The organism is Phenylobacterium sp. LjRoot97 (assembly GCF_964254345.1).
GTDB lineage: Bacteria > Pseudomonadota > Alphaproteobacteria > Caulobacterales > Caulobacteraceae > Phenylobacterium.
This window is the reverse complement of record NZ_CAXUTH020000001.1, coordinates 1,566,511-1,592,242: the sequence shown is the minus strand read 5'-3', so window position 1 is coordinate 1,592,242 and position 25,732 is coordinate 1,566,511. Positions and strand designations below refer to the sequence as shown.

At 68.1% G+C, this 25,732-nt stretch carries 25 protein-coding genes; 12 read left to right on the top strand and 13 right to left on the bottom strand.

The genetic code is table 11. The features are described from left to right. From ACSQ2H_RS07735 to ACSQ2H_RS07725, 3 genes are all read right to left on the bottom strand, one after another. Positions 1 to 2,799: an Ig-like domain-containing protein gene (locus ACSQ2H_RS07735; RefSeq protein ID WP_436060861.1), complete on the bottom strand. Its 2,799-nt coding sequence runs from the start codon at positions 2,797 to 2,799 to the stop codon at positions 1 to 3. A gap of 99 nt (positions 2,800 to 2,898) precedes the next feature. After that, a complete protein-coding gene (locus tag ACSQ2H_RS07730) occupies positions 2,899 to 5,316 on the bottom strand; it encodes an ATP-binding protein (protein WP_436060860.1) in 2,418 nt (805 codons plus the stop codon). Between the two features lie 93 nt (positions 5,317 to 5,409). Continuing rightward, entirely contained in the window at positions 5,410 to 6,387 is a 978-nt protein-coding gene (locus ACSQ2H_RS07725) for a LysR family transcriptional regulator (RefSeq protein ID WP_436060859.1), read from the bottom strand. Between the two features lie 102 nt (positions 6,388 to 6,489). Here ACSQ2H_RS07725 and ACSQ2H_RS07720 point away from each other — a divergent pair, with 102 nt between their 5' ends. The 5 genes from ACSQ2H_RS07720 (at position 6,490) to ACSQ2H_RS07700 (ending at position 9,043) form a co-directional block, all read left to right on the top strand. Beyond that, positions 6,490 to 7,050 carry a hypothetical protein gene (locus tag ACSQ2H_RS07720; RefSeq protein ID WP_436060858.1) on the top strand — a complete coding sequence of 187 codons (561 nt, stop codon included), beginning with the start codon at positions 6,490 to 6,492 and terminating at the stop codon, positions 7,048 to 7,050. Then, the gene (locus ACSQ2H_RS07715; protein WP_436060857.1) at positions 7,050 to 7,682 is read left to right on the top strand and encodes a GNAT family N-acetyltransferase; all 633 of its coding nucleotides are present in this window, start codon (positions 7,050 to 7,052) and stop codon (positions 7,680 to 7,682) included. Before ACSQ2H_RS07720 ends, ACSQ2H_RS07715 begins: the two co-directional genes overlap by 1 nt. Further along, positions 7,679 to 8,212: an isochorismatase family protein gene (locus tag ACSQ2H_RS07710; RefSeq protein WP_436060856.1), complete on the top strand. Its 534-nt coding sequence runs from the start codon at positions 7,679 to 7,681 to the stop codon at positions 8,210 to 8,212. The genes ACSQ2H_RS07715 and ACSQ2H_RS07710 overlap by 4 nt, the downstream gene beginning before the upstream one ends. Then, the gene (locus tag ACSQ2H_RS07705; RefSeq protein WP_436060855.1) at positions 8,209 to 8,466 is read left to right on the top strand and encodes a hypothetical protein; all 258 of its coding nucleotides are present in this window, start codon (positions 8,209 to 8,211) and stop codon (positions 8,464 to 8,466) included. The genes ACSQ2H_RS07710 and ACSQ2H_RS07705 overlap by 4 nt, the downstream gene beginning before the upstream one ends. Before the next feature lie 163 nt (positions 8,467 to 8,629). After that, a complete protein-coding gene (locus ACSQ2H_RS07700) occupies positions 8,630 to 9,043 on the top strand; it encodes a helix-turn-helix domain-containing protein (RefSeq protein ID WP_436060854.1) in 414 nt (137 codons plus the stop codon). On the opposite strand, the gene ACSQ2H_RS07695 is transcribed toward ACSQ2H_RS07700, so the two are convergent. The 3 genes from ACSQ2H_RS07695 to ACSQ2H_RS07685 form a co-directional block, all read right to left on the bottom strand. Further along, positions 9,040 to 9,780, bottom strand: a complete 741-nt coding sequence (locus ACSQ2H_RS07695) for a TrmH family RNA methyltransferase (protein ID WP_436060853.1) — start codon at positions 9,778 to 9,780, stop codon at positions 9,040 to 9,042. The two genes, ACSQ2H_RS07700 and ACSQ2H_RS07695, sit on opposite strands and share 4 nt — an antisense overlap. 74 nt (positions 9,781 to 9,854) lie before the next feature. Continuing rightward, positions 9,855 to 11,963: a M13 family metallopeptidase gene (locus ACSQ2H_RS07690; RefSeq protein WP_436060852.1), complete on the bottom strand. Its 2,109-nt coding sequence runs from the start codon at positions 11,961 to 11,963 to the stop codon at positions 9,855 to 9,857. Between the two features lie 118 nt (positions 11,964 to 12,081). After that, on the bottom strand, positions 12,082 to 13,431 hold the full coding sequence (locus tag ACSQ2H_RS07685) for an FAD/NAD(P)-binding protein (RefSeq protein WP_436060851.1): 1,350 nt from the start codon (positions 13,429 to 13,431) through the stop codon (positions 12,082 to 12,084). Positions 13,432 to 13,615: 184 nt separating this feature from the next. Here ACSQ2H_RS07685 and ACSQ2H_RS07680 point away from each other — a divergent pair, with 184 nt between their 5' ends. From ACSQ2H_RS07680 to ACSQ2H_RS07670, 3 genes are read left to right on the top strand one after another with little or no spacing between them, the layout of a single operon-like run. Then, the gene (locus tag ACSQ2H_RS07680; RefSeq protein WP_436060850.1) at positions 13,616 to 14,872 is read left to right on the top strand and encodes a cytochrome P450; all 1,257 of its coding nucleotides are present in this window, start codon (positions 13,616 to 13,618) and stop codon (positions 14,870 to 14,872) included. Positions 14,873 to 14,929: 57 nt separating this feature from the next. Then, complete coding sequence (locus ACSQ2H_RS07675; protein ID WP_436060849.1) at positions 14,930 to 15,379, top strand: nuclear transport factor 2 family protein; 450 nt, start codon at positions 14,930 to 14,932, stop codon at positions 15,377 to 15,379. Between the two features lie 28 nt (positions 15,380 to 15,407). Continuing rightward, positions 15,408 to 16,223 (top strand): phytanoyl-CoA dioxygenase family protein, encoded by an 816-nt coding sequence (locus tag ACSQ2H_RS07670; protein ID WP_436060848.1) that lies wholly within the window; start codon positions 15,408 to 15,410, stop codon positions 16,221 to 16,223. Here the strand turns inward: ACSQ2H_RS07670 and ACSQ2H_RS07665 are convergent. From ACSQ2H_RS07665 to ACSQ2H_RS07655, 3 genes are read right to left on the bottom strand one after another with little or no spacing between them, the layout of a single operon-like run. Then, positions 16,220 to 16,954, bottom strand: coding sequence for a dienelactone hydrolase family protein (locus tag ACSQ2H_RS07665; protein ID WP_436060847.1), 735 nt, complete (start codon positions 16,952 to 16,954; stop codon positions 16,220 to 16,222). The two genes, ACSQ2H_RS07670 and ACSQ2H_RS07665, sit on opposite strands and share 4 nt — an antisense overlap. Then, on the bottom strand, positions 16,951 to 17,526 hold the full coding sequence (locus ACSQ2H_RS07660) for a hypothetical protein (protein WP_436060846.1): 576 nt from the start codon (positions 17,524 to 17,526) through the stop codon (positions 16,951 to 16,953). The genes ACSQ2H_RS07665 and ACSQ2H_RS07660 overlap by 4 nt, the downstream gene beginning before the upstream one ends. A 10-nt stretch (positions 17,527 to 17,536) precedes the next feature. Continuing rightward, positions 17,537 to 18,307 carry an SDR family NAD(P)-dependent oxidoreductase gene (locus ACSQ2H_RS07655; RefSeq protein WP_436060845.1) on the bottom strand — a complete coding sequence of 257 codons (771 nt, stop codon included), beginning with the start codon at positions 18,305 to 18,307 and terminating at the stop codon, positions 17,537 to 17,539. Between the two features lie 95 nt (positions 18,308 to 18,402). Here ACSQ2H_RS07655 and ACSQ2H_RS07650 point away from each other — a divergent pair, with 95 nt between their 5' ends. After that, entirely contained in the window at positions 18,403 to 18,972 is a 570-nt protein-coding gene (locus ACSQ2H_RS07650) for a TetR/AcrR family transcriptional regulator (protein WP_436060844.1), read from the top strand. Here the strand turns inward: ACSQ2H_RS07650 and ACSQ2H_RS07645 are convergent. Then, positions 18,969 to 19,973 carry a SphA family protein gene (locus tag ACSQ2H_RS07645; protein WP_436060843.1) on the bottom strand — a complete coding sequence of 335 codons (1,005 nt, stop codon included), beginning with the start codon at positions 19,971 to 19,973 and terminating at the stop codon, positions 18,969 to 18,971. The two genes, ACSQ2H_RS07650 and ACSQ2H_RS07645, sit on opposite strands and share 4 nt — an antisense overlap. 169 nt (positions 19,974 to 20,142) lie before the next feature. Between ACSQ2H_RS07645 and ACSQ2H_RS07640 the strand changes: the two genes are divergently transcribed. After that, complete coding sequence (locus ACSQ2H_RS07640) at positions 20,143 to 20,958, top strand: alpha/beta fold hydrolase (RefSeq protein ID WP_436060842.1); 816 nt, start codon at positions 20,143 to 20,145, stop codon at positions 20,956 to 20,958. On the opposite strand, the gene ACSQ2H_RS07635 is transcribed toward ACSQ2H_RS07640, so the two are convergent. Beyond that, complete coding sequence (locus ACSQ2H_RS07635) at positions 20,933 to 21,457, bottom strand: GNAT family N-acetyltransferase (RefSeq protein WP_436060841.1); 525 nt, start codon at positions 21,455 to 21,457, stop codon at positions 20,933 to 20,935. The two genes, ACSQ2H_RS07640 and ACSQ2H_RS07635, sit on opposite strands and share 26 nt — an antisense overlap. A 157-nt stretch (positions 21,458 to 21,614) precedes the next feature. Here ACSQ2H_RS07635 and ACSQ2H_RS07630 point away from each other — a divergent pair, with 157 nt between their 5' ends. Next, a complete protein-coding gene (locus tag ACSQ2H_RS07630) occupies positions 21,615 to 22,604 on the top strand; it encodes an aldo/keto reductase (RefSeq protein ID WP_436060840.1) in 990 nt (329 codons plus the stop codon). A gap of 40 nt (positions 22,605 to 22,644) precedes the next feature. Here the strand turns inward: ACSQ2H_RS07630 and ACSQ2H_RS07625 are convergent, their stop codons facing one another. Next, positions 22,645 to 23,898: an MFS transporter gene (locus ACSQ2H_RS07625; protein WP_436060839.1), complete on the bottom strand. Its 1,254-nt coding sequence runs from the start codon at positions 23,896 to 23,898 to the stop codon at positions 22,645 to 22,647. Positions 23,899 to 23,989: 91 nt separating this feature from the next. Between ACSQ2H_RS07625 and ACSQ2H_RS07620 the strand changes: the two genes are divergently transcribed. Then, positions 23,990 to 24,757: an AraC family transcriptional regulator gene (locus tag ACSQ2H_RS07620; RefSeq protein WP_436060838.1), complete on the top strand. Its 768-nt coding sequence runs from the start codon at positions 23,990 to 23,992 to the stop codon at positions 24,755 to 24,757. Positions 24,758 to 24,898: 141 nt separating this feature from the next. Here ACSQ2H_RS07620 and ACSQ2H_RS07615 read toward each other — a convergent pair whose 3' ends face one another. Next, on the bottom strand, positions 24,899 to 25,726 hold the full coding sequence (locus tag ACSQ2H_RS07615) for a lysophospholipase (RefSeq protein ID WP_436060837.1): 828 nt from the start codon (positions 25,724 to 25,726) through the stop codon (positions 24,899 to 24,901). Positions 25,727 to 25,732 lie beyond the last annotated feature (6 nt).

The window sequence follows — 25,732 nt, the reverse complement described above, 5'->3', positions numbered from 1 at the left end:
TCAGCCGAACACGAAGTCGGCGGCGCTCAGCGCCGACTTCGCCACGCCGGCCAGGACGATGGTCTGCCCGTCCAGGGTGATCACCGTATTGCCGCCGTCCTCGCTGAACCTGGCCGAAAGCGCCGCGAAGTTCGCAGCGTCCGCCGGCGATATGCGGATGCGGTCGCCCTCGGCGTGCGAGAAGTCCATCACGACGTCGCGGCCGCCGCCGCCCGCGAAATTGAACAGGTCCGCCCCGGCTCCCCCGACCAGCACGTCGTCGCCGAGGTCGCCGGACAGGTAGTCGTCGCCGGCCCCGCCGACCACAGTGTCGCTCCCCTGGCCGCCCAGCACGGTGTCGCTTCCCAGGTCGCCGAGCACGTAGTCATCGCCCTGGCCGCCCTGGACGAAGTCGTCGCCCTGGCCGCCGAACACGCTGTCGTTCCCCAGGTCGCCGAACAGCAGGTCGGCGCCGGCGTTGCCATGTACGAAGTCGTTGTCCTGGCCGCCGCGGACGATGTCGTCGCCGCCGCCGCCGGTCAGGGTGTCGTCGCCGGTGTTTCCCTGGATCACGTCGTCGCCGCCCGCGCCCGCGACGCTGTCGGCGCCGCGGCCGGCCGACACCGAGCCTCCGGCCGCGGGCAGCGAGATCACATCGTCGTCGCTCACCTGCGGCGAGGGCGGGACATAGCCGACTTGGTAGTTGTTGGAGATCGCAATGGCGCTGCCGGAATTGCCCGCCAGATCGGCGACGAGCGAGGTGTCCAGCACGATCAGGTTGGTCGCGTCGATGACACCGCCCGTCGGCGTCAGCGTTCCGATCCAGGTCTTGCCGCCGTCTGCGCTGACCAAGCTCGACACCGCGCCGTTGGCGACCGTCAGGTCAGCGCTGTCGAAATTCACCACCGCCTCCGAGAACGCGATGGTGATCTGGCTCGTCTGACCGGCTTGTAGCTGCGAACTGGCGACCGTGATCGTCGCCGTCGGTCGCGCCGTGTCGATCGCGAAGTTGTTGGACCCGGCTGTCCCAGTGCCTGAGTTGCCGATCGCGTTCGTCACCCCGGTCATGTCCAGCGTGATGATGTTGGTCGCGTCGGAGACATTGGCGTCCGGAGTCAGGGTCGCCTTCCAGGTGATCCCGCCATCGTCGGTGTTCAGGGGGCCTATCGCGCCATTCGCGACGGTCAGATCCGTCTCGTTCAGACCGCTCACCGCCTCCGAGAAGGTGATCGTCACTTCTGAAGCGTCGCCGAGCTTGAGCGCTGGGGCCGCAACGACGATCGTCGCCGTCGGCCGCACGGTGTCGATCGTGTAGTTGGCCGAGGTCGTCACCGCGGTTCCCGTGTTTCCAGCCAGATCGGAGTAGCTGGTGTTGTCCAGGGTGATCAGATTGCTGACGTCACGAACATGCTCATTGGGCGTGAAAGTCCCGGTCCAGGTTATGCCCCCGTCGCTGCTGCTCAGTTCTGTAACCGTGCCGTTCGAAACTGACAGGTCGCCCGCGGTGAAGCCGGTCACCGCCTCGGAGAATGTAAACGTCACCATCGACGTTTCGCCTGCGAGGAACGCCGATTTGGACAGCACGATCGTCGCCGTCGGCCTTTGGGAGTCGACGACGTAGTTCGGGGAATCGGCCGACCCTATGCCGACATTGCCGGCAAGGTCGGCGACCCCGGTCATGTCGACGGTGATGATGTTGCTCGTGTCCGTGACACCGGGCGTGGGCGTCAGGAGGCCTTTCCAGGTAATCCCCCCATCGGTGCTGCTCAGTCCCGACACATTGCCGTTGGGCGTCGTCAGGTCCGCGCCGGTGAACCCGGTCACGGCTTCCGAGAACGTGAAGGTCACCTCGCTGGTCTGCCCGATCCCTAAGGCAGGATCAGCAAGCGCGATCGAAACTGTCGGCGCACGGGTGTCGAACGAGATCGGCGCGACGGACGCAGAACCCCCGGCGTTGCCGAGGCCGTCGGTGTAGGAGCCCGACGCCACCGAAACGCTTCCGACCCCGGCGTCCACGCCGGAACTCGGGGTGAAGTTCGCCTCGTAGATCCCGCCGCCCAAGTTGGTGAGGCCGGAGAGCGTTCCCCCCGAAACGACGATGTCTCCGGCAGTAAAGCCGGTCGGCGGAGAGGAAAAGGTGAAGGTGATGAGGGCGCTCTCGCCGGCCTTGAGCGTCCCATGCGAGGTTGTAATGCCCACCGACGGTCCAAGCGTGTTCACCGCGATCATCGGACCGGAACCGCCGCCGCCGTTGTTGCCGGCGATGTCCGCGTAGGAGCCCGCCGCAAGCGACACCGATCCTTGGGCTCCGCTCAAACCGCCATTAGGCGTGAAGACCGCCCTATAGACGAGGGGATTGGCGGTGGTCGTAAAGTCCGACAGCGTGCCGCCCGTGGCCGACAGATCGCCGAGCCCAAAGCCCGTCACCGCCTCGGAAAAGGTGAAGGTGAGCGTCGCGGTCTCCCCGGACCGCAGCGCCGAGGTCGACGACGTGATCGAGACGGTCGGCGCGAGCGTGTCGATCGTGATGGCCGGGCTGGAGCCGCCCGTGCCCGGGGCGCCAAACGTGTCCTCGTACGTGCCGCCGCCGACGGACAGCACCGCCTGTGCTCCGGCCATGCCTGGCGTCGGGCTGAAGAGCGCTGTGTAGACCAAGGGATCGCCGGTGGCGGTGAGCCCCGACAACGCCCCGTTCGAGACGCTCACATCCCCCAGGGTGAACCCGACCGGCGCGGTGGAAAACGTGAACGTCACGTTCGCTGCATCGCCGATCTTCAAGGCGGTCTTGTCAACGGTGATGCTGATAGTGGGCGCGGCCATGGGGACTCACTCAAGCGGTACGTTGACCGCACGAATGCCCCGGACACGGGAATTATTCTATCTAAAGTCGTAGTTAACCAGCGTTTCTAGCCGCAGGTTCTAGGCCGCGCGAACTTCGCCGGCGGCCTCCAGGACTTGCTGCAACGCCTCGAACAACCGCCCGACCTCGATCGGTTTAGGGACGAAGCCGTCCATGCCTGCGGCCATGTATTCAGCCACCTGGTGGGCCATCGCGTTGGCGGTCAGGGCGATGATCGGGGTGCGCTCGCGCCCTTCCAGCGCTTCGCGGCCGCGGATCAGAGCGCAGGCGCTCGGCCCGTCCATGACCGGCATCTGGACGTCCATCAGGATCACGTCCCACTCGCCGCTCTCCCACGCCCGCACGGCCTCGACGCCGTTTTCGACGATGTGCGGATCGATGCCGATCTGATGCAGCAGGGTCTTCAGCACCAGTTGGTTGACCGTGTTGTCCTCGGCCGCGAGCACTCGAAGCGTCGAACAGGCGCAGGCTTCGATCTGCTGGGCCTCGACGCTGGGCGGCGTCGGCGGCGCAGGGGCCGCGCCGACCCAGGTCAGCGGCAGCGTCACCAGGAAAGTGGTGCCGGCGCCGACCTCGCTGGTCGCCTCGATCGCGCCGCCCATCAAGCCCGCCAGCTCGCGACAGATCGCCAAGCCAAGTCCCGTTCCGCCATAGCGCCGGGTGGTCGAGGCGTCGGCCTGCTCGAACTTCTGGAACAGCGCCGTCAGGCGATGTGCTGGAATGCCGATGCCGGTGTCCGATACGCTGAGCCGCAGGCCCGCTGCATCCCGGTCGACATTGACCCGCACCTCGCCCTGCTCGGTGAACTTCAAGGCGTTGGACACGAGGTTGTAGAGGATCTGGCGCACGCGGGTGGAATCCCCGCGATAGACGCCCAGCGCCGCCGGTTCGATGCCAAGCGCGAACGACAGCCCCTTCTTGTTGGCGATGGCGGTGAAGGCCGCATGGGCCCCGCGCGCCAGTGCGGCGACGTCGAAGTCCGCCTCTTCCAGCTCCAGTTTGCCGGCCTCGATCTTCGACAGGTCGAGCACGTCGTTGAGGATCGCCAGCAGCGTCTCGCCGGACTGACGGATGACCTCCAGCCGTTCGCGCTGGATCTCCGACAGGCCGTTCTCGGCCGCCATCGCCTGCGCCATGCCCAGCACCCCGTTCAGCGGCGTGCGGATCTCGTGGCTCATGGTCGCCAGGAAGGTCGATTTCGCCCGGTTGGCCGACTCGGCGTCCTCCTTGGCCTGGACCAGGGCGCGTTCGGCGGCCTTGCGCTCGCTGATGTTCTGCAGAGCGCCGATGACCCGCAGCGGCCGGCCGCGTTCGTCGGAAATCAGCCGTGTGGAGCCCATCGCCCAGACTTCGCGGTCGTCGCGCCGCACCAGCCGGTACTCGGGGCTATAGGGTTCGCCTGTCCGCAAATGCTCGCGCCACGCCTCCTCGACCAAGGTCCGATCGCGCGGATCGATGGTGCTGAAAATGTCCCGGTGCAGCTCTTCGTAGGTCTTCGGTTCGGTGAAAAAGGTGTCCTCAGCCCCGGTCTTGATGAGCTCGCGACGCGAATAGTCCATCTCGAAGACGTGGATGTCGGCGATCTCCATCGCCAGCATCAGCCGCTGCTCGGAGCGCTCCGTCGCCTCATGCGCCTCGATCATGTCGGTGATGTCGTAGCTGGCGATGATCAGGCCGCCGACGCCGCCGTCGGCGCCGTACCATGGCGCCAACTCGGCTCGATGCCAGCGTGTCCCGCCGCTGGGATCCACCACCTGTAGACGGTCGGCCTTGATGCTCTCGCCGCAGAGCACCCGATCATAGGCGTCCTGCCAGCGCGCGAACATGTGGGGCGCCAGCTCCTGGATCGTGCGGCCGTAGACGATCTGCTGGCCCAACTCGAGCGTTCGGATCCAGCGCGGGCTCGCCCCGATCACCCGCATCTCGCGGTCGGTGAGCACCAACGCAACCGGCATGGCCTCCACGATGGCGGCCAGGGTCGACTGCATGGCGTCGCGTTCGCGGCGACTCTGCTCGCGTGCGTGGCTGGCCTGGGCGCGCGACCACTCGTCGGCGACGAACTCGGCAAGGTCGCCCAGGCGCCCAGCCAGGGCGCCGTCGAACGCGCGCGGAGCATCGCCGAACACCGCCAGCACGCCCGGCGTCGAGCCGTCGGCCAGGCGGATCGGGACGCCGACATAGGATCTCAGATAGGGCGGGCCGACCACCGAGGGACTGTCGGCGAAACGGGGATCAAGGTGCGCGTCCTCGACCCACAGCAGCTCGCCGCTGGCCTGCACCAGCTCGGCGGCCTTGTCGCGCTGGCGGACGATCCTCGAATCCGGATCGCGACTGCGCCAGACCTCGCCGTCCTTCAGAAAGATGATCTGCGTCTCAAGCGCACAAAACATGGTCTTTGCGAGCCGCGTGGCGCGGTCGCACACCGCCTGGGAAATCTCCAGGCCAAACGGACGCGACTCGGCCGTGCCGTCCGCCATGCTGATCCCCCCGTTTCGTTTTTGATATCAGCGGGATGAGCGTGAGCGACTAAAGTTAAGGCTCGATTGAAGGGGTTGTGGAAGGTCCGGCGCTCAACCGCGGGCCGTCGCCGCCGGCCAGGCCCAGTCCCGAAACTCGCTGGGATGGATGAACTCGGGCCGGAACCACGGGCGCTCGCGGGCGTCGAAAATCGAACCGAGCCACTCGGCGACCCGCGCGATGCGGCCGGTCTTGGCCGCTTCGCGGTGATGGCAGAGCCACACCGTGGAACTGGCCAGCGGCGGGATGTCCAACATCACCAGATCCGGCGCCACGGCCACAATCGCGGTCGGAATGGCTCCGATCCCGGCGCCGCGCTGGATGGCGTGCAGCATCACCGTCGACGAATTGACGACCATCGCCGGCTCGGCCAGCTCCATGAACGCCGAGGTTTTTGCGCCCCAGCGTCCGCGTTTGCTGACCTGGGCCGAGTGATAGATGAACCTGTGGCCCACCGCCGCCTCGATCCGCGTGGGGGCCCCATACGTGTCGAGGTACTCCCGCGACGCAAACAGCGCATAATGCAGCGTCGCCAGGGGCGAAGCGGTCAATTCCGGGACCCCGCTGGCGTCCATGAGCTGGATCGAGAGGTCCACCTGACTGTCGACGGGGTTCTCAGGATAGAATCCGCAGTCCAGGCCCAGCTTGATGCCGGGGTTCTCGCGGACGAAATCGGCGACCTCTAAGCCGGTCACGTAGCCGCCGATCCCCTCGGGCATCGCGACCGTCACCTCGCCCGCATCAGGGGTCTCGTGATCAAGGCTCAGGCGCTCGATGTCCCGCGACGCGCGCTGCATGGTCAACGCCCGGTCGTAAACCATCTCGCCGGCCCGGGTCAGTGAAACCCCCCGCAGACCACGGTCGAAGAGCTTCGCTCCCAGGCGAAGCTCCAGGTCGTCGATGCGGCGTGTGACCGTGGGTTGAGTGGTCTTCAGGCGGCGGGCCGCGGCGCCGAAACTACCCGTCTGAGCAGCCGCTACGAAGGTTTTGATATCGTCCCAATCGGCATGTCCGCCGTCGCCATTGTCCATCCGGCACCTAAAAGGCCGTGGGGCCCCCATACGAACTTCGAGGCTGCACACTCGAACATTGACGCTCTACCAAATCACATCTTCACACAAGAAGGCGATGTGATGATGATCATTCGCGATTTCGCCGAACGCTGTCATCGAGGACTGAGCGAACTCGGCATGACTCTCGCCACCCACGACGACATCGTCGAGGGCCGCGCACTCGCCGCCCGGACCGTCAGTCCGAACATCGCCACGGTCGAGACCCTTGCGCAGCTACAGGATCTCACCCACGCGTCTTCGTTTACCTTCCGCAGCGTCAACGGGCAACTGGCCGGGGTCATCGCGGTCATCCCGCTGACCGCCGCGGCGCTGCCCGGCCTCGCAGCGGGCGTGTTCGACGGCGTCAATCCACCGCAGGAACAGGCCGCCCGCCCGGGCGAGCCGGTCGTCGCCATCTACGGCTGGGGAATGGCGGGGACCACGCTGCGCGGTCGTGCGACGGTGATGGCTGGCGCGGTGAAGCTGCACCGCGACCTCTTCCCGACCATCCCGTTGTACGGCCGCGCAGCGACGCCTGGCGGCGAACGCACGCTCCTCAAGCGCATCGGCGCCCGGCCGGTCCCCGGGCCCGGCGGCCTGGTCGTGGCCGACGCCTGGGCCCGCATCGGAAGGGCAGCCTGATGAACGCCAACGTCCGCATGCCGATGGACGCCCGCGCCGTCACCGACATCGACGACGCCGAGCTCGAAATCGTCATCTGCCGCACCCTCCCCGACATCATGCAGGCCATGGCGATCCGCTCGCTCGTCTACATGGGCGAACAGGCCTGCCCCTATGACGAGGAATATGACGGCAACGACTTCGCCGGGACGACGCACCTGGTCCTGCGCCGCAACAGCGAGCCCATCGGGACGCTGCGCGTGCGTTGGTTCGCCGAGTTCGCCAAGGTCGAGCGGGTGGCCGTGCGGCGCGAGTTTCGCGGCGGGCGTGCGACCTTGATGTTGATCCTCGCCGCCAAGCGCCTGGCCGAAAAGAAGAACTACCGGCAGATCCTCGGCTACGGCCAGGTCCGGCTGATCCCCTTCTGGGAACAGTATTTCAACGCCCGCATCCGGCCCGGCCGCGAGGGCTTCGCGTTCTCGGACCACGACTATGTCGAAATGGTCGTCGAGGGCGCGCCGCCGCCGGACGCCCTGACCCTCGAAAGCGATCCCATGGTGCTGCTGCGCCCCGAAGGGGCCTGGGACGAGGCCGGCGTCCTCGATCGTTCCGCCGCCCGCCCCGCCACCAATCTTGGTGCGCACGCCCGATGAGTTCATTGCTGCCTGCCGCCCTCGTCTGCCTCGACCTGCAGCGCGGCCGCCTGTCCGCCGCTCCGGGCGCCGCCGCCGTCGCCGCGGTTTGTCGACGGGTGCTGGAACAGGCCAGAGCGCGCGGCTGGCCGGTGCTGCACGTCCACCGTCGCGAAGGCGCCCCCGAGGCCGCCCGGCCGATCGCCGGCCTGGAGCCGCTGCCGTCCGAACCGGTCTATGTGCGCCCTGGTCCCTCGGCCTTCTCGCATCCGGCCTTCGCCCGCCGCGCCCAGGGCCTCGGCGGCCCGCTGGCGCTGATCGGCTTTTCGTTGTCCGACGCCGTCCTGGCCACCGCTTTCGCGGCGGCCGACCTGCGGCTGCCGGTCGAAGTGCTGAGCGACGCTGTCGCTGTCGGCGAGGACGACGCCCCCGAGCTGCGCCGGGCGCTCTGCACGCCGCTGAATTCGCTTTTCCCCCTTTGTCGGCTCATCGCGGCTGACGACTTGTTGCAAGAGGAGGCTACGGCTTACGCCGCGGCCAATGCGCCATGAGTGAGATCAAGATCACCCACGCCGTTCGCGAGACCGGCGACTTCCGCCGCATCCTCGACGGCGATGAGCGCATGGATACAGACACTCGCGAGTTGCTGCAGATGGCCGCCCTGCTCGGGCCGCGCGACCGCGTGGCGCTCAGCCACATCATCAAGCGCGCCGGCGAGATCTGCGACCAGGAGGGCGAGGACGTCGCCCTGGCCGTGCTTGACCAGATCGAAGCGATCCTTCAGGGCCGCAAGGCTGACGCCTGACCTCAGCCAAGCACGTTGACGCCGCCCCGATACTCGTCATAAGCGAAGATTAACTTTCTGTTGCAGCGCAGCGTCCGTTTCACGATATAGGTGTGGCCGGGCGCGATACGCCTATGGCAGATAGCCAACGCGCGCTTTGGTACGTGATTAGGGACGTTTTTCAGTGAACGAGAACTCCGAGGACCAAGGACCGGACCCGATCGACGTTGCGGTGGGTCACCGCATTCGTGTGCGTCGCAAGTGGCTCGGCATTTCCCAATCGACCCTCGCCGACCACCTGGGGGTGAGTTTCCAGCAGGTGCAGAAGTATGAGCGCGGGGCCAACCGCGTCTCCGCTTCGATGCTCGTGCGTATCGCTCAGAAGCTCGACACCACCGTCGGCGAACTGGTCGGTGAGACGCCGACCCCGATGAGCGACGAGAGCCTGTTCGAAAAGCTGGCCGTGCCTGGCGCGGTTCAACTGCTCGAGGCCTTCGCCAGCGTCCAGCAGCCGTCGATGCGCACGGCGATCCTGAACCTGACCCGCTCGCTGATCGAGGACTCCGAAGAGAGCGTCGGCATCCGCCGCGCCCGCTAACCGGGCGCGCGCCTCGCCGCGAAGGCGAGGTGGTGCAGCACCACCCCGGCGGTCACCGCCACGTTCAATGAGTCGAAGCCGTCCGCCATCGGAATGCGGACGGTTTTCGCGCGCCCCAGCAACGCCTTCGACAGGCCAGGCCCCTCGGCGCCCAGCACCACCGCGGTGCGCGCGGCGCGGGCCGTCTGCGCCAGGGTCGTATGTCCCGCCGGGCTCAACGCCAGCGGCTGGAAGCCCCGTCGCTCCAGGACCTCCAGCAGATCCTCGTCGTCCCCCAGCCGCGCGAACGGCTTGAGCAGCGCGGCCCCGACCGAAACCCGAATCGCCTTGCGGTACAGCGGATCGCAGCAGGTCGGATCCAGGATCACGGCGTCGGCCCCGAACGCCGCGGCATTGCGGAACAGACCGCCCATGTTGTCGTGGTTGGCGATGCCGCTCAGCACCAGCACCAGCGCGTCGCCCGGCAGGCCGGCCAGCAGTTCGTCGGCGCTCGGCTCCGCCGCGCGTCTGCCCAGCGCCAGGATGCCCCGGTGGATCGGAAATCCCACCACCGCGTCCATCACCGCCTGGCCGGCGGCATAGACCGGGACATCGTCCGGCAGCGCCGCGATCACGTCGGACAGCGCCGCTACGCGCTTCTCGGCCAGCAACAGCGACTGCGGGCGAACCAGCGGCGAGCGCGCCAGCACCCTCACCACCACCTCGCCCTCGGCCACGAACAGGCCTTGCCGGCCCACGAGGTCGCGCTCGCGCACATCGCGATAGGCCGCGATGCGCGCGTCGTGTGGGTCCTCGATCGTGACGACCGGCGCTACCAGATCTTCACCCGCTGCTCAGGCGCCAGGTAGAGGCCCTGCCCCGGCTTCACCTCGAAGGCCGGATACCACGGATCGAGGTTGCGCACCGTCAGCGCCCGGTATTCGCCGGGCGAGTGAACGCCCGACAGCACGTTGCGGCGCAGCGAGGCCTCGCGGAACTTGCTGCGATAGTTCTGCGCCCAGCCGAAATAGAACCGCTGGTCGGCGGTGAAGCCGTCGATCACTGGCGCCGGCTGGCCCTTCAGCGACAGGTGATAGGCGTCGTAGGCGGCGGCCAGGCCGGCCAGGTCGGCGATGTTCTCGCCCAGCACCTGGTTGCCGTTCAGATGCAGCCCCGGCAGCGGTTCATAGGCGCTGTACTGCGCCGCCAGCGCCTGGCCACGAGCCTTGAACTGCGCCATGTCCGCCGGCGTCCACCAGTTCTTCAGGTCGCCCTTCACGTCGAACAGCGCGCCGGTGTCGTCGAAGCCGTGCACGATCTCGTGGCCGATCACGCCGCCGATGGCGCCGTAGTTCACCGCTGCGTCGGCGTTGGGATCGAAGAAGGTCGGCTCCAGGATCGCCGCCGGGAACACGATCATGTTCTGCATCGGCAGGTTCAGGGCGTTGACCGTCTGCGGCGTCATCCACCACTCGTCGTGGTCGACCGGCACCTTCAGCTTGGCGACGTTGCGCTGATAGGCGAACAGCTCGCCGCGCCGCCAGTTGCCGTAGGCGTCGCCGCGCACGATCTCCAGCCCCGAATAGTCGCGCCACTTGTCGGGATAACCGACCCCGACGCGGAACACGGCCAGCTTCTCCTTGGCCTTGGCCTTGGTCTCGGCGCTCATCCAGTCCAGCCGGTCGATCCGCGCGTCGAAGGCGGTCAGGATGTTCTTCACCATCTCCTGCATCTGCGCCTTGGCCTGCGGGGTGAAGTGGCGCTCGACATAGAGCTGCCCCACCGCGTCGCCCAGGGCGGCGTTGGCGTTGTCCACCCCGCGCTTCCAGCGATCGCGCTGCTGCGGCGTGCCGGCCAGCGCCGTGCCATTGAACGCGAAGTGTTCGTCGGCGAACGCCTTGGAGAGATAGGGCGCGCCGCGTTCGATGGCGTGGAACGCCAGATAGTCCTTCCAGGTCTCGATTGGCTGGCCGCCGACCAGTTTGGCGATGCCGGCGATGGCGCTGGGCTGCCAGGCGCCGAAGGTCGGCTGCTCGCTCATGCCGGCGCCCTGCAGCCAGGCGCTCCAGTCGATGCCCGGCGCCTTCTTCTGCAGATCGGCGCGGATCCAGACGTTGTTGGCCTTGGCCACGTCGCCGGTTTCGTCGACGCTCAGATGCGTCTTGGCGATCGCGGTCTCCAACGCCAGGATCCTGGCCGCCCGCGCCTCGCCGTCGGAATAGCCGGCCAGCGCGAACATCGCAGCGATATGCGCCTTGTACTTAGACCGCAGGTCCTGGAATCGCGCGCTGTCGTCCAGGTAATAGGCGCGGTCTGGCAGCCCCAGCCCGCCCTGCATGATGTACGGGCGGTACTTGGACGTGTCGTTCATGTCCTCGGCGACCCACAGGCCGAACAGCCGGTCGGTCGTGTAGTCGGTCATGTTCAGGGCGTCGACGTCGGCCCGCAGCGTCGCGCCCAGCTCGCGCGAGAGGTCCGCGCGCGTCTTGATCGCCGCGATCGCCGCCAGTTCCGGCTTCAGCGGCGCGGCGCCGGCCGCCTCGATCGCCGCCTCGTCCATGAAGCTGGCGTAGTAGTCGCCGATCTTGCGGGCGTTCGTGCCGGCCGCAGCCTCGGTCTTGGCCGCGTCCTCCAGGATCGCGCGGGTGCGCTCAGCGGCCAGGTCGCGCAGCACGGCGAAGGTGGCGTAGCTGCCGCTGTCGGCCGGGATCTCCGTGGTCTTCATCCAGCCGCCGTTGGCGTAGGCGTAGAAGTCGTCGCCCGGCGCGACGGACGTATCCATGCCCGCCACGTCGAAGCCGAACGTGCCGTACTTCGGCTTGGCCGCCTCGGCGACGGGAGCCGGCGCGGTTTCGGGCGCAGGCGCCGGCGCAGCCGTCGCGCAGGCCGCGAACACCAGCGGCGCGCACGCGCCCAGCAGCAGGGTTTTCCAGGTCGTCATCGAGTGCTCCCATACCCGACGCCGTTCCCCGGCGCCGCAGCCTTTGGAGCCCTTAATACACTTGCCGCCCATAGGCGTAGCGGCCGGCGCATTAAACTTACGTCATCTGTGACGCCTGTTACGCCGCCCGCGCGCGTCGCACGCCGCTCAAGATCGTTTGCGCCGCGCCGGCCGCCTGGCTGCGGATGTCCGGAACCGACGTGATCTCCCAGAACGCCCCGCGGGTCAGCGGCCCGACCGCAAACAGGCCCGGTTCGGCCCGCCCGCCGGCCCCGATCAGCCGTGATCCGACGTCCACCTCGGCGCCGAGCCGACAGGGGTCGGGCCGGATCAGGCCGCGCGCCAGCAGCTTCTGCAACAGCGGTTCGCTGGCCCGCTCCAGGTCGCCGAGCAAACCAGCGCAGTTGACCACCGCCGACACGCTCAGACGCCGCATCACATGACCGCCGCGCGGACGCCACGCCACCTCGACATTGTCGCGGGTCAGGTTCAGCGCCGTCACCTCCCCGGCCCGGACGACCAGTTCGCGTCCCCGCATCAACAGCCCGATCCGCCGCGCGACACTTGGAGCCAGCCGGTGGCGGTGAACATCCCACCAGGGCCGCAGGTGTCGCAGGAAGGCCTGCCGCTCGGCCTGGCTCCAGCCGAGCCAGATCGCCTGCACGTGCGGCCGCAGGCTGTCGATCGTCTCGCGCCAGCGGCCGTCGTCCGAGGCCGCCCGGATCGCCGCCAGCAGTTCCCGGGGGGCGCCGGAGGGCGCGATCTCCACCGTCTGCGCGCTCGTCGGAGCATGCTGGCGCGGGGTCAGACCGCGGCGCGATATCGCCCAGAACCGCCGGCCGGGCCGCCACAAGCTGACCGCGGCGTCGATCATCGTCAGTCCCGTGCCAAGCAGCAGCACGTCGCCCCACTCCTGGTCGAGCCCGGCCTTCGGATCCCACGGATCGCCGATGTAGCGCGGCGAAGCCAACAACGCCTCGCCCGCGGCGGCGGGGGCCGCCGGCCGCAGCACGCCCAGCGCCAGCACGACCGCCGAGGCGTCGAGTTCCCGGCCGAGCGCCAGACACACCCGCCATCCCTCGCCCGCCCGCTGCACGTCCACGGCCTCGTCCTGCTCCAGCAGCAGACGGCCCGGCGCCGTCGTCTCCAGCGCTTCGCGCAGCAGGTCCTGCAGATAGTCGCCATAGACGCCGCGGGTCACGAAGCCGCCGTGCGAACTCCAGCCTTCATGCCGCGCCAGCCAGCGGGTGAAATGCTCGGCGTCGTCGGGATAGGCGCTCATGTTCGCCACCCGCACGTTCAGCAGGTGGTCGGGATTGGCTGTGGAATAAGCCGCGCCGCGTCCGAACGCCTTGGCGCGCTCGATCAGCCGCACGGTCGGTCCCTCGGGATCGGCGGCCAGGTGCAACGCCGTCAGCAGTCCCGAAAACCCGGCTCCGATCACCACCACCGTGGGCCGCTGACTCATTGATCCGAACTCCAAACGCCTAGGTCGACTTAATTCCTATCACTTTTATGGAGTTTAAAACGACAGAAAAACTGCATTCGAACGCAGATCGGATGAGACGGCTGTGGAAACTCGCGCTAAAACTTGACGCCTGCGTCATCTTTGGCTGAGACCGGGGGCGCAATCGGACTGGAGGAGGATTCACATGAGCGACGGCAATATCGATCTGAGCAAGGACGCCCGCGCGCTGGCCTATTCGACGCCGCTCGACCAGATCAATCCGGCCCAGCCGGCTCTCTTCCAGTCGAATGAGATGTGGTGGAACTTCGAGCGCCTGCGCAAGGAAGACCCCGTCCACTACACCGCCGACAGCGAGTACGGCCCGTACTGGTCGATCACCAAGTACAACGACATCATGGCGGTGGACACGAACCACCAGGCGTTCTCGTCCGAGCCGGGCATCACCATCGCCGACCAGAACGGCGACGAGGGCCCGCTGCCGATGTTCATCGCCATGGACCCGCCCAAGCACGACATCCAGCGCAAGACGGTCAGCCCAGCGGTCGCCCCGGCCAACCTCGCCATCCTCGGCCCGCTGATCCGCGAACGCGCCGCTGCGATCCTCGACTCCCTGCCGATCGGCGAGGAATTCGACTGGGTCGACAAGGTGTCGATGGAACTGACGGCCATGACCCTGGCCACCCTGTTCGGCATCGACCAGGCCGACCGCCGCAAGCTGACCTACTGGTCGGACGTGGTGACTGCGGTCCCCGGCCACGGCCTGATCGACACCCTCGAGCAGAAGATGCAGATCTTCCTTGAGTACCACGCCTACTTCACCGAGCGCTGGAACGAGCGGGTCAACGCCGAACCGACCGGCGACCTGATCTCCATGCTCGCCCACGGCGCCGAAACCCGGAACATGTCGCCGCGCGAGTACTTCGGGAATGTCGTGCTGCTGACCGTCGGCGGCAACGACACCACCCGCAACACCATCTCCGGCTCGATCCTGGCGCTGAACCAGAACCCGGATCAGTACAAGAAGCTGCGCGAAAACCCGGACCTGATCCCGTCGATGGTCTCCGAGACCATCCGCTGGCAGACGCCGCTGGCCCACATGCGCCGCCGCGCCACCCAGGACATCGAGATCGGCGGCAAGCTGATCCGCAAGGAAGACAAGGTCGTCATGTGGTACGTCTCGGGCAACCGCGACGAAGAGGTCATCGAGCGGCCGAACGACTACATCATCGATCGCGCCCGTCCGCGGAACCACATGTCGTTCGGCTTCGGCATCCACCGCTGCGTCGGCAACCGCCTGGCCGAGCTTCAGCTGCAGATCATCTGGGAAGAGATCATGAAGCGCTTCCCCGACATCCGACTCGTGGAAGAGCCCAAGCGCATCTACTCGACCTTCGTGAAGGGCTACGAGTCGATGAAGGTGATCATTCCGAAGCGCGCCTGACCGCTTTCGTCGCGCGACGATTGGAGAGCCTAGGCCCCGCGCCTAGGCTCTCTTCGTATGAGAACCCTGCCCTTCGATCCCACCGACATCGGCGCCGTCGTCGACGCCATGTACGCCATGATCTCCGGGCCTCAGGGGCCCCGCGACTGGGCCCTGCAGGCCGAGATCTTCCATCCTGATGCGCGCCAGATGCGCACCTGGGTCGGCGAGGACAACCGCCCGCACATCAAGATCATGGATCCGGCCGCCTACCAGGCGGACGTCGAGCCGTTCTTCGCCGCGCACGACTTCTACGAGGTCGAGATCGCCCGCCGCATCAACGTGTTCGGCAACATGGCCCAGGTCTGGAGCGCCTACGAGGCGCGCACCGAACCAGGCGAGGCCCCGCCCGAGCGGCGCGGGATCAACTCCATCCAGCTCTACTGCGAGGCGGACGGCCGCTGGCGCATCGTCTCGATGATCTGGGACAATGAACGTCCTGGACTTGCCCTTCCGTCATTCGAGTAGACACTCGCCTCCAAATAGGGAGGCGGCCATGTCCGAGCCGTTCGACATCGAAGCCCACGTCCAGCGTCTGACCGACGACGGCTACACGGTCATCGAGGACTTCGCCGACGCCTCGGCTCTGGAGGCGGCGCGCGCCTCCCTGGCCCCACACCTGGGCTCGCATCACGGCCGCAACGCCTTCGAGGGCTTTTCGACCGAGCGCGTCTACACGCTGGTCGCGCGCGGCAAGGTGTTCGAACACCTGACCGCCGAACCACGGCTGCTGGCCCTCCTCGACCGCTTCCTCCAGCCCGGCTACCTGCTGACCGCCAGCCAGGCGATCTGCATCTATCCCGGCGAGGCGGCGCAGGCCCTGCACACCGACGACGGCTTCTATCGCCAGCCGCGGCCGCGCCCGGCCATCAGCCTGTCGCTGATCGGCGCGATCGACGCCTTCACCAACACCAACGGCGCCACAGACATCATTCCCGGCAGCCACCGCTGGAGCGACGCCGACATCGCCGCCCTGTCGCCCCAGGACGCGCTGGCGATGCTCCGCCCCGTCGTCATGCCGGCCGGCGCGGCCATCGTCTTCCAGGGCACCCTGGTCCACCGCGGCGGCGCCAACCGCAGCGCCGCGCCCCGCCTGGCCTTCACCAACCAGTACTGCGAGCCTTGGGGCCGCACGCAGGAGAACTTCTACCTCGGCGTCCCGCGCGAGCGCGTGCAGGCGATGTCGCCGCGCCTGCAGGACCTGCTCGGCTACAACATCTGGCCGCCGTTCATGGGCCAGGTCACCGGCTCTCACCCGCTCAAGAGCCTTGAGGACGGCTGGGTCGCGCCGGTGGAGCGCCAGGCGCCCTAGCCCAGGTTGCGCCGGTAGAGCGCGTTCAGCCGCTCCCAGTGCCGCTCGGCGCCCTGCTTCTGGTAGAGCGCGCGCTGCGGGAAGGTGAAGCCGTGCTCGGCGCCCGGATAGATCTCCACCTCGGCCCGCGCCCCATCGGCTTCCAGGGCCTTGCGCAGCGCTTCCACCGTCTCCAGCGGCGCCCAGCGGTCGGTCTCGGCGCAGGCGAAGTAGAGCTCGGCCGAACTCTTGCGCGCCGCCAGGTGCGGACTGTCGTCGGCGTCGGTGACCAGATAGGTGCCGTGGATCGAGGCCGCGGCCTTCACCTGCGGCAGGCGCACCGCCGCATTGATCGCGAACTGGCCGCTCATGCAGTAGCCGACCGAGCCGATGCGGCTGACGTCGGCGTCCGGCTGCCCCGACGCGAACGCGACCAGCGCCTCGACGTCGTCCATCACCATCGGGATGGTGAGCCCGTTCATCAGGCCCATCATCCGCTCGCGCAGCGCGTCATCCATCGCCCCGCCGGGCGGGACCAGTTCCAACACGCCGGCCCGGTAATAGAGGTTGGGCAGCATCACGTAGTAGCCCGCGCTCGCCAGCCGTCGGGCCATGTCCCGCAGCTCCTCGCGGATGCCGGGCGCGTCCATGAGGAACATGATCAGCGGGTGCGGCCCGTCGCGTTCCGGGCGCACGATGAACGTCGTGCTCGTCCCGCCGCTCAGCGGGATTTCAAGGGTCTGTTCGATCATTTCGCGCCCTCCCGGGGCATCAGCACGCAGGCCCGCGCCAGCGACACCCGCGTCAGCTCCCGCCGGCGGAGGAACACGGCCATCGCGTCGGTGGTCGGATCGCGCGAGGTCTGCCACTCGCCGAGGTCCCGATAGCGGGTCATCAGCAGCAGCCGGCGCGCCCCGGTTTCGCGGTCGGCCTCGTCCTCCTCGGCCAGGAACAGGCCGAAGATCTTGGTCTCGAACCGCGCCTCGAAGTCGGGCCAGGCCTCGCCCGACAGCCGCACGAACTCGTCGACCACGCCGCCGTCGATCGTGAACCAGTTGTGGACGTAGATCCCGCCCGGCTCCGGCGGCGCTTCGTCGACCGGCCGCAGAGTCGGCGTCAGCCGCATCCGGTCGCTGGCCACGATCCCAGGCGTGAACGACACCCGTGTCCCCGCCGCCGCCAGCACCAGCGCCTGGTCGGAAGCAAACCCCAGCAGCGGCGCGAACACCGCTCGCACGCCGGCCGAGCCGTAGAGGTGGTCGGCCAGCACCCGTTGGGCCGCGCGCTCGCGCCCCAGCGTCAGCTGAAAGTAATCGTATTCCAATGGCTTGGCCCTAGTAGTTGACGCGCGTGGAGATCGCGCCGTCGACCAGCATGTTGATCCCGGTCGTGAAGGCCGAGCGCGGGCTGGCCAGGAACACGGTCGCCGCGGCCACTTCCTCGGGCGTCGCCATCCGGCCGGTCGGGTTGCGCTTGATCATCTGGTCGAAGAAGCCCGGCATGCCGGCCTTCACATTGCCCCAGACGCCGCCCTCGAAGAACACGGTGCCGGGCGAGACCACGTTGGCGCGGATGTGCTTGGCCGCGTTTTCGCGCGCCAGGCCCTTGGCGTAGTGGATCAGCGCCGCCTTCATCGCCCCGTAGGACGAGGCGTTCGAGGCCTCGGCCGCCGACACCGACGAGGTGATCAGGAACGCCGCGTCGCCATGCGTCTCGCCGGCCTTCTCCAGGAACGGCCGCGCCGCCTCGAAGGTGCGCACCGCGCCCAGGATGTCGACCTCGAACATCGCGCGCCATTCGTCTTCGCCGGCGCCCTGCACCAGGGCGCTGGCGTTCGAGACCATGACGTCGATCCCGCCCAGCGCCTCGCCGGCCGCCTGCACGAAGGCGCGGATGGCCGGGCCGTCGGCGATGTCCACCGCCTGGCCGAACGCCTTCACGCCCTTGGCTTCCAGCGCCTTGACCGCCTCGGCTACCTGATCGGCGTTGCGCGCGCAGATCGCGACGTCGGCGCCCTCGTCGGCCAGCAGGTCGGCGATCGCCCGCCCGATGCCGCGCGACGCGCCGGTGACGACCGCCTTCTTGCCCTTCAATCCCAGATCCATGTCCCGCTCCCTTGTTCGTTGGACGCTGTTCTAACCCGAAGCTGCGACGCTTGCGCAGACTTGACAGAAGGTCTCGCCCGACAATTTGTGAGCCAATGCTCACGACGCCCGCCTCGACCAAGGACAAGCTGGTGCGCGCCGCCCTGGAAATCGGCGCGCAGGATGGTCTGGAATCCGCCACCACCGCGGCCATTGCCGCGCGCGCCGGCGTGGCCGAAGGCACGCTCTACCGGCACTTCCCGTCCAAGGACGACCTGCTGATCGAGGTCTATCGCGGCATCAAGCGTAGGATCTTCGAGGCCATCATCGACGGGGAAGACAGCGACGAGGCCCCCGACGCGCGCCTCAAGCGGGTCTGGCGACTGCTCTACGAGGCGTACCGAGCCGACACCGAGTCCTTCATGTTCGGCCAGCGCTTCGCCGAGTCCTCGCTCTCCAAGCGCGAGGGCGGCGCCGCCCACGAACAGATCTCTTCCGCCGTCGGCCGGCTGCGCCGTGACGGGATCGAGCGCGGCGTCTTCAAGGACCTGCCCAGCGACCTGATGGCTAGCCTGTTCTTCGCCCCGGTCGGCTACATGCTGAAGTCGGAGCTCAAGGGCCGCACCTGGACCGACGCCGAACTCGACGCCGCGGCCGAGGCGGTGCTGGACTCGATCCGGGCCTAGGATCCCGCGCCGGGCGGCATGTTCACCCAGAGCGGCATGCTGAAATCGAGGAAGATCGACTCGCCTTCCAGGCGGTTCCTGGCCTCGAACTCCTTGATCGCATGCAGCCGCAAGGTCGCCGGCGCCTTGCCGAACAGCATGAAATTGTAGGCTCCGGTCACGCCCAGGCCCGCCACCCGCCCCTTGAAGGATCCAAGCCGAGCGCCGGCGCCGGAGTCGCCGCTGACCTGCTCGAAGTAGTAGCCCTGCACACCGGCCGACCAGGTCTTGTTGAATTTCTTCTCGACCGCCGCCTCGGCGTGGAACTCGGTGCCGGTCTCGTAGCTGGTGTAGTCGTTCTCGCCATTGAAGGTGAAACCGGCCTTGCCCGAGACGTCCCAGCCGGCCTCCTCGTTCAGATAGGTCCCTGCCAGCGACACGTCGGCGGCCCAGCGATGGAAGGCCAGATTGGCCAGCTTGTCCTTTCGGTACTGGCCGATCGGGACGTTGATCAGGGTGCTGGCCGCGATGTGGGTCTTGCCGCTCTTCCAGCCCCAGATCGCCGTCAGCAGCGGGTCGCCCATCACGAAGGCGGAGTCGCTCTTGCTGCGCTCGATCTGCCGGCCGCCGGGTCCGGTCAGGGTCGCCGAAACATCGACGTCAGGACCGCCGACTGGCAGCGCCAGTCCCACCGCCAGGGTTCCGCCGGCCAGGTCAGTAGTCGGCACCCAAAGGAGGGTGGCGAAGTTCGCATTCACCGTGGCCTCCAGCCCGGCGACGACATTGCCGCCGATCACGAACTCACGCTGCCCGCCGGCCTCGCCGCTGTAATGGTATTGAGTGTCGGCCAGGAACACGCCCTCGATCGGCGGCACGATCGCCGCGCCCGGCCCACCCGACCCCAGCAGATAGACGCTCGCCCCGCCCTCCGAGGCCTCGGCATGACTCGCCACGAACGCCAGCGCGACGCCGCCTGCGGCGGCGGCGATCCACCGCCCCCTGGTCCTTTTCGAACTGCCCATCGCGACTTCCCCTTGTGGCGGCGATCCTGCGCGGTGATCGTGGCGGCGGGGTCCGACGGCGCCCATGAGGTGAAACCCGTGGTTGCTCCTCGACAGACCAATGACGCGCCGCTGTCGGAATTGGCCGGTCGACGACGTCCTTGGAACAGTCGAACCTAGGAGATCCGCGATGAAACCAACCAGCGGCCACGCCTCCCGCGCCGGCCTGGACGTCTACTACGAGATCCACGGCGGGCCGCTGCGCGCCGACATGCCCCCTTTCGTGCTGCTGCACGGCGGGCTGATGACCATCGAGGTCGGCTTCGCCGGCCGGCTGCTGCCGACACTGGCCGCTCTTGCCCCGGTCATCGCCGTCGAGCTTCAGTGCCACGGCCATACCGGCGACCGTGACGGGCCAGTCCGGATGGACGACCTCGCCGACGACGTCGCCGCGGTGCTCGATCACCTGACGGTCCCGACGGCCCATCTGGTGGGCTTCAGTCTTGGGGCCATGGTCGCCTTCGGCGCAGCCATCCGCCATCCGGCGAAGGTCGCCAGCCTTTCGGCGCTCGGCGCGTCCTACACCTTCGACGGCATGCAGCACGACCTGATCAGGCTCCAGCGCGAGCCCGGCCACGTCCCGTCCGAGGCGTTGATCCCGCTGCTCCCGACAGAAGAAGACTTCGCCGCCTGGCGCGCGGCCTTCGAGGCCGTCGCCCCCGATCCGGCCGCCTTCGACCAGAGCGTCGAGCGCATCAATGTCATGGTGTCCAGTTGGGAGGGCTGGGCCCAGGCCGACGTCGCCGCCATCGCCGCGCCGGTGCTGCTCGCCATCGGCGACAACGACTTCGTGCGTATCGACCACGCCGCAGAGACGGTCGCCCTGCTGTCCGACGCGCGCCTGGCGGTCCTGCCCGGCACGACCCACACCGGCCTGCTCGACCGCGCCGATTGGCTCGTCCCGATGATCGCCGAGCGGATTACAGCGCCTTTTCCAGCACGATGAACTCAAGGTCGTCGCGCGCCGGCCGGCCAAAGCGCAGGTCGGCGTAGGGGAACGGCCGCGTCTCACCGGTGCGGACGTAGCCGCGACGCTCATACCAGGCGATGAGGGTGTCGCGGATCTGGATGACGGTCATGCGCACGCGATCCGCGCCCAACTCGCGCACGCGGGCTTCGGCCGCGGCCAGCATGGTCCGTCCCAACTGGCGGTCCTGCAGATCCGGCCGCACGGTCAGCATGCCCAGGTACCAAGCCCCGCCCTCGGTCGGCTCCAGCCAGACGCAGCCCAGCAGCGGCCCGCCGGCTTCGTCGCGCAAAGTCATCACCGCCGCCTGCGGGTTGGCCGCCAGGTCGCTGGCCAGGGTCTGCGCGTCGGTGCGCTGACCGCCCAGATAGTCGGCCTCGGTGGTCCAGCCCTGGCGCGAGCTCTCGCCCCGATAGGCGGAGTTCACCAGCGCGGCGACGGCAGGCAGTTCGGACGGATCAGCGGGAGCGAAATGCATGGTCTTCGGTAACCCATAAGCTGCGCCCTCCCGCCAGCCGAAAATTCCGCCCCTTCCGGAACGCAGCCGATCGCTTGACGCTTTCGACGCCGACGCCTAACTATTCGCATGTGAGTGAGCGCTCACATTCCCCACAATCCTACCTGCGGAGTTCCCCATGATCCGTCGCCAAATCGGCCGCACCGGCCGTGACGTGAATGTTATCGGCCTGGGCTGCATGGGCATGTCGATCGCCTATGGCGAGCCGATGAACGAGGCCGACGCCGTCAAGCTGCTGCACGAAGCGCTGGACCTCGGCGTCGACCACTTCGACACCGCCGAGCTCTACGGTTTCGGCGCCAACGAGAGCCTGCTGGGCGCGGCCTTCCACGACCGCCGCGACAAGGCGTTCATCGCCACCAAGTTCGGCCCGGTGGCCGATCTCGCCACCCGCACGATCACCGGCGTCGACGGCTCCGAAGCCAACATGCGCCGCGCCATCGAACAGTCGCTGCGCTTCCTGAAGACCGACCACGTCGATCTTTACTACCTGCATCGCCGTGACCAGAGCCGCCCTATCGAGGAGACGGTCGAGGCCATGGCCAAGTTGGTCAAGGAAGGCAAGATCAAGGCCATCGGCCTCTCGGAGGTCAGCGCCGAGACCCTGCGCCGCGCCCAGGCGGTGCACCCGATCGCCGCCGTGCAGTCCGAATACTCCATCTTCACCCGGGACATCGAAGACGACGTGCTGCCGCTCTGCCAGGAGACCGGCGTGACGCTGGTCGCCTATTCCCCGCTCGGCCGCGGCATGCTGACCGGCGCCTTCTCCCGCGAGCATCGCCCGACCGGGACCGACTATCGCGCCGCCCAGTCGCCGCGCTTCCAGGGCGAGGCGTTCGAAGCCAATCTGGCCCTGGTCGAGGAGATCGAGAAAATCGCGGCGGCCCGCGGCGCAGCCGCCTCGCAGGTGGCCTTGGCCTGGGTTCTGGCCGCCAACCCCAACGTGGTCGCCATCCCCGGCACCACCCGGCTCGCGAACCTGAAGTCCAACCTCGCCGCCGGCGACATCGCCCTGACGGCGGACGAGGTTGCGGGCCTCGACGCCCTCGCGGCCAAGGTCGCCGGGACCCGCTACGACGCCCGCGGCATGACCATGGTCAACGCCTGACGCCGGTTCGCCTCCGCCCTCGCGGGCGGAGGCGTCCTCGTCAGACCGCTTCCGGCTCGAGCCCCGGCGGGGTCGGCGGCAGCGGCGGATGCTTCTCGATCTTCGGCAGGAACGCCGCCAGCAGACCGATGGCCGGCAGGAAAGCGCACAGCCGGTAGACCGTCTCGATGCCGGTCTTGTCGGCCAGCACACCCAGGATCGCCGCGCCCAGGCCGCCCATCCCGAACGAGAACCCGAACAGCAGCCCCGACATCATGCCCACCTTGCCGGGCGCCAGTTCCTGGGCGAACACCACGATCGCCGGGAAGGCCGAGGCCAGGATCAGGCCGATGATCACCACCAGCGGCCCGGTCCAGAACGCGCCCGCGAACGGCAGCAGCAGGCTGAACGGCAAGACGCCCAGGATCGAGAACCAGATCACGTACTTGCGCCCGAACCGGTCGCCCAGCGGGCCGCCGGCCACCGTCCCGGCCGCCACCGCGCCCAGGAACAGGAACAGGTGCATCTGCGCGCCCTGCACCGACGAGCCGAACTTCTCCATCATGTAGAAGGTCAGGTAGTTGGTCAGGCTGGCCAGGTAGACGTACTTCGAGAAGATCAGCGCCAGCAGGATCGAGATCCCGGTGATCACCTGGCGGCTCGGCGGCGCAATCGGCTGCGGGCCCTTGGCCGCGGCGCGCATCCGCGCCAGCCCTTGGGTGCGATACCACTGGGCCACGTTCCACAGGATGCCGCCGGCCAGCAGCGCCAGCAGGGCGAAGAACATCAGGCTCGACTGGCCCCAACGCACGACGACGATGGCCGCCGCCAGCGGGCCCAGGGCCGAGCCGGCGTTGCCGCCCACTTGGAATAGCGACTGCGCCAAGCCGTGCCGGCCGCCCGCCGCCATCCGCGCCACGCGGCTGCTCTCCGGGTGGAAGACCGACGATCCCATGCCCAGCAGGCAGGCCCCGATCACCACCAGGCTGTAGGTGTGGGCGATCGACAGCACCGCCAGCCCGGCCAGCGAGAACAGCGTGCCGAACGGCAGCGCCATCGGCGTCGGCCGCTTGTCGGCATAGAGCCCGATCATCGGCTGCAGGATCGAGGCGGTCACCTGATAGGCCAGGGTTACGATGCCGATCTGCCCGAAAGTGAGCCCTAGCTCGGCCTTGAGGTTCGGATAGATGGCCGGAAGCAGCGCCTGCATCATGTCGTTGACCAGGTGGCAGAAGCTGATCGCCAGGATCACCCCGAAGGCCGTCTCGCTCGTCGCCTGAACCTGCTTGTTCGCCGTGATCGTCTGTCCGCCCATCTGAGCTGCTCCGTTACTGAGCCGCCCGGATAGGCGCTTCGCCGCGCGCCCGCATTCCTATATGGGTCTTTCAGTTTCGCGAGTGGGACACATGATCGACTGGATTAATCCGGACGACGTCGAGGACACGCCTCGCCCGGTCGTGGCCATCGCCAACGACTATCCGCCGCATCATGAGTTGAACTGGCACCGCCACCGCCGCGGCCAGCTGCTCTATGCGGCCCGCGGCGTGGTCGTCGTCTCCACGCCCAACGGCGCCTGGGTGGCCCCGCCCGAACGCGCGGTGTGGACGCCGCCGGGCGTCGAGCACGCGGTGAAGATGGTCGGCTCGGTCAGCACCCGCGGCATCCTGATCGAGCCCGGCGGCTGCCCCGGCTTCGACGACTCCAGCCGGGTCATCGAGGTCTCGTCGCTGCTGCGTCATCTGCTGCTGGCCGCCTGCGAGCTGCCGCGCGAATACGACCCGGCCGGCCGCGACGGCCTGGTCATCGACCTGCTGCTGGCGGAACTGGCCCGCGCCCCGGTGATCCCGCTGGCCGCGCCCTTCCCGCAAAGCCCGGCGCTCGCCGCCAAGTGCCGCGCCTTCCTCGAGCAGCCCAGCCCGCACGACACCATCGACCGCTGGGCCGACGACCTCGGCATGGGCCGGCGCGCCTTCACCCGCGCCTTCCGCCGCGAGACCGGCATGAGCTTCGCAGAGTGGCGCCAGCAGGCCTGCGTTCTGGTCGCCCTGCCCCGCCTGGCGGCCGGCGATCAGGTCACCGCCATCGCCCTCGACCTCGGCTACGAAAGCCCCGCCGCCTTCGCCACCATGTTCAAGCGCCTGCTCGGCGTCGCGCCGAGCCGGTACCAGGGGTGAAGCTCCAAAGATGCTGCCCCTCTGGAGGAGTCATTCCACTCCGCTCACCCCGGCGAAAGCCGGGGCCCAAGCGCGCTAGCAGAGCCACCGTCCGCAACTAAGCTTGGATCCCGGTTTTCGCCGGGACGAGCGGCTCTAGGATCAGATACGCGCCTCGATCCAGCCGACGATATCCCCCAGCACGCCCTCCTTGTCGACGTCGGCCAGCAGGTCGTGATAGTGGCCCTCGTAGAGCTTCAGGGTCTTATCCTTCGACCGGGCGTGGTCGTAGAAGAACTGGCTCCCCTTCGGCAGCGTCGCCTCGTCCTCGGTGCCATGGAGGATCAGCACCGGCAGGGCGATGGTCGGGATCTCCTTGGTCAGCCGCTCGTCGGCCCGCTGCAGCGCCGCCACCGTGATGCTCGGCTGGGTCTCGTCGTGGATCAGCGGGTCCTCGTTCATCGCCTTCACCACCGCCGGATCGCGCGAGAAGTCGACGTTCTTCAGCTTCAGGATCGGAATGTCCGGCGCCAGGTGGCTGACGCCCTTGATCACCTGCAGCGCGATGTCCGGCGCCGGCACCCGGAAGGCGAAGCTCTCGCAGACCAGGCCGGCGATGTCGGCCTGATGGTCCAGGGCGTAGGTGCTGGCGATCACCCCGCCGGCGCTGTGGCCCAGCACATAGACCGGCAGGCCCGGATCGCGCGCCTTGGCGATGGCGACCACCTGCACGAGGTCGCCGACATACTCGCTGATATGCTCGACGTGGAACCGCTCGCCTTCCGACAGGCCGCGGCCGCGATAGTCATGGGCGTAGACGGCGAAGCCTTTGGCCGCCAACTGCTCGGCGACCCACGCATACTGACCGCTGTGCGAGTTGAACCCGTGGCTGATGACCACGATCGCCCTGGGCGCGCCTGCCGGCAGCCACGAGCGCATGAAGATCTTGAGGCCGCCGGCCCCTTCGAAAGTTTCTTCCTTCGGTGCCATCGCGCC